The sequence below is a fragment of the Okeania sp. SIO3I5 genome (assembly GCF_010672085.1).
In the GTDB taxonomy this organism is placed as follows: Bacteria; Cyanobacteriota; Cyanobacteriia; order Cyanobacteriales; family Microcoleaceae; genus Trichodesmium.
The window spans coordinates 38,387-41,700 of sequence record NZ_JAAHHT010000063.1 but is presented as its reverse complement, the minus strand read 5'-3'; the positions used below and the strand labels follow the sequence as shown (position 1 = coordinate 41,700).

The following is a 3,314-nucleotide window of genomic DNA, read 5'->3' as shown; positions in this document are numbered from 1 at the left end:
CCCAAACGCTTTTAGCAATGGGATAGAGAAGCCAGTGCGTTGGGCGGGTCTCCCGACTTGAAGCAACTGGCGTGGTGTTGTAGTTCACCCCGTTAAGGTAACACTTAATTAAAACTAAATCAAAAAATATTTTTCTATAGATTTAGTAACTATACTGTTTTAGTGGAGCGTGACACACTGAAACATTTATTTGGGACAAGCGGTGCGTTACATTTCATTTTCATGTCACGCAGTGTTTAATGTTGGCTCTGAGCTGTTTCGCTTTGCGCCAGCAAAAACGCACCCTACTAGCCCGAAACTAACTAAATCTATTAGGAGTTAATAACCATGAAAATTCCCACTAAATTCAGTAAATTATTAACAGTTATTGGAGGATTAATTGTCCTAGCAACACCTAGTGGAAATGCTCATGCATTTCCACTAGGTGTTGAACTTGTGCAAAACGGTAATGCGGAAACGGGAGATACTACTGGATGGCTGAACACAGGTATAAATACTGTTTCCACTTCGGCACGTTTTTTGTCACCTTCTCCAGTAGATATTGGTTTATTTTCTTTTACAGGTGGCACAGGTCCTGCTGATTCTCAAGCCTTACTACAGTCAATAGATGTTAGCTCTCTAGCTCTGCAAATTGATGAGGGTGATATTGTCTCTTCGTTTAGCGTTTTATTGCAATCTCGTAGTATTTCTTCCGGAAGTGATATTGGAAAAGCAACCTTGTCATTTTTGGATGGAAGTAATAACGTACTCTTATCAGAAGTTTTTATTGACAACCCCGTTCAAGATGTCTTTGACTGGAATCAATTTTTTGATGAAAGAATAGTACCTACAAATACCCGCTCTATAGAAATTATTCTTGATTCAAGCCGTAATGTAGGTTCAAGTTCTGATAGTTATTTTGATGAAGTTTCTCTAATCCTTAATTCGTCCGATAATCAATCTGTGCCAGAACCTACATCCACACTAAGTTTAATTGGTTTGGGTGTTCTAGGTTTCGGTTCACGATTGTTAAAGCCAACATCACGATAGTTTGGTAGGGTGTGTTTTCGGCTAAGAGCCGACATGAAAAGCGGAGTGTAATGCACCGAAACATTTATCAGGACTTACGCAAAATACGAAATTATACACCACCTGTAGGGGCTTGCTGGCATTCGCCCTTACTAGATATAGTGGTTCTGCGTAAGTCCTGATTTATTTTCGACAAGCGGTGCGTTACTAAACCGACACATCTAAAATGGTGCGTTACGACGGATTGTTGAATCCCTTTCATAGTTTAAATTTTTGCCGTCTAACGCACCCTACTGGACTACTATTGAACAACAGTAAATACATTTCCTGAAGCACTCCACCACGAGAGATGGATAGTAGAAATTTTCCACTCACTACTATTGAACAATAGTCAATACATTTTCTGAAGCACTCTACGACGGGAGCTGATTGCTAGTGTCAATATCTCTAGCAATATCGGGCAATAGCTGAAACAAAGAAGGGGATTTTTTTGACTTGACAAAAAAAATGGTTGATAATCTGGTTGGAGGTGATTTGATTGTACGCCAAAAAACTTGAATTAAAGCTTAATAACCAGGAGCGCTCAAAAATGGCTCAATGCGCTGGCTATGCTCGTTTCGTTTACAACTATGGCCTCAACATGGTTAATGGAACTTCTGGCATGACCAAAGTTAACAAACGCGGCCAGAAAGTTAGCTTGAGTTACACATTACGCATTTTAGAAGCTAAAAAAGTCTTTACTAACTATGTAAAAAAGCAACCAGAATATGGCTGGACAAATAATTATTCCTCTCGCATTTATCAAAGTGCTTTTCAACATCTAGGTGAAGCATTTAAACGTTATAAAAAAGGAATCAGTAAGTATCCTCAGTTGAAAAGGAAAAAAGACCGACAATCTTTTACGGTTTATAACGCTAATGGAAAAGTAACAATTACCCCTGGTAAGAAGATTAAAATACCAACACTAGGGACTTTTCGATTATGGGAATCAATTCCTTATACTACGGCAAGTCAGACTTTTACGATTAGCAGAACAGGGGAAAAATGGTTTGTTAGCTTTGGTATTGAAGCAGAAAAATTACCAGTTCATCCATTATTAGATGAACGTTACCAAGATGCTTTTGGCATTGATCTTGGTGTGAAACAGTTTGGTACAATAGCTTCATCAAAAGAAAACCAGATTATTTCTTTTCCTGAATCAATAAAAAAAGAGCAGTTAAAGTTGGCTAAGTTTCAGTGGCATAATCGCCAGAAGCAATTAGGTGGCAAGGGTAAACCTGCTTCAAAAAATGCGGTTAAATACTACAAAAAATTGGCAAAATATCATGCTCATATTGCTAGGGAGCGTAAAGATTTTATCGAGAAAATTACTACTGAATTAGCGAGTTATTATAAGCACATCTGTTTAGAAAATCTAAACGTCAAAGGGATGATGCAAAATGGTAAGTTAGCAGCATCTATAGCAAGGCTGGGATTTTATGAATTTAGGCAACGATTGACAACCAAAATCGTCGCTAGTGGTGGTAGTGTAGTGCTAGCCCCCCTGTGGTTTCCCTCATCTAAAACTTGTCATAATTGCGGTCACATTAACTCAGATCTTAAGCTAAGTGACCGCATCTATAACTGTCCCAACTGCGGAACAGTTATAGACCGCGACTTAAATGCGGCGATTGTGTTATCTCAATATGGGGAAGTGAATCAAAAGGCTAGGGTGGGCTGCACCCGAATTTACGCCTGTGGACTGGAAGGAGCCGACTCCCCAGGTTGAAGCAGGAAATAAGCTTCAATTCTGGCATTACTAGCTTTTTCCTAGTTTTGCCGGAATTGTGTAGGTATTTTACAGCAGATGGCTCGTCAAAATTTTTCACTCACTACTATTGAACAATAGTAAATACATTTTCTGAAGCACTCCGCCATGGTAGATGGGATAGTCAGGACTTACGCAGTACCGCTATATATAGCGTATAAAATGGTCATTATTCCTCATACAGCCACTATCATTAGTGCCGTTGCGTAAGTCCTGATAGTCAAAATTTTCCACTCACTACTATTGAACAATAGTCAATACATTTTCTGAAGCACTCGCCACGAGAGATGAATAGTAAAAATTTTCCACTCGCTACTATTGAACAATAGTCAATACATTTTCTGAAGCACTCGCCACGAGAGATGAATAGTAAAAATTTTCCACTCGCTACTATTGAACAATAGTCAATACATTTCCTGAAGCACTCCACCACGAAAGATAAATAGTCAAAATTTTCCACTCGCTACTATTGAACAATAGTCAATACATTTCCTGAAGC

The 3,314-nt window shown here is 38.8% G+C and carries 2 protein-coding genes; both read left to right on the top strand.

Features of this window, described 5'->3' with window-relative positions:
• The first annotated feature begins 327 nt into the window (after nt 1–327).
• Entirely contained in the window at nt 328–1,029 is a 702-nt protein-coding gene (locus F6K40_RS16330) for a PEP-CTERM sorting domain-containing protein (RefSeq protein ID WP_293137603.1), read from the top strand.
• Between the two features lie 568 nt (nt 1,030–1,597).
• Nucleotides 1,598–2,776 (top strand): RNA-guided endonuclease InsQ/TnpB family protein, encoded by a 1,179-nt coding sequence (locus F6K40_RS16325; RefSeq protein ID WP_293137601.1) that lies wholly within the window; start codon nt 1,598–1,600, stop codon nt 2,774–2,776.
• Nucleotides 2,777–3,314 lie beyond the last annotated feature (538 nt).

What these genes read in the sequence shown, in the direction of transcription:
- F6K40_RS16330 (WP_293137603.1), top strand. Translation starts at nt 328, where the DNA reads ATGAAAATTCCCACTAAATTCAGTAAATTATTAACAGTTATTGGAGGA.
- F6K40_RS16325 (WP_293137601.1), top strand. Translation starts at nt 1,598, where the DNA reads ATGGCTCAATGCGCTGGCTATGCTCGTTTCGTTTACAACTATGGCCTC.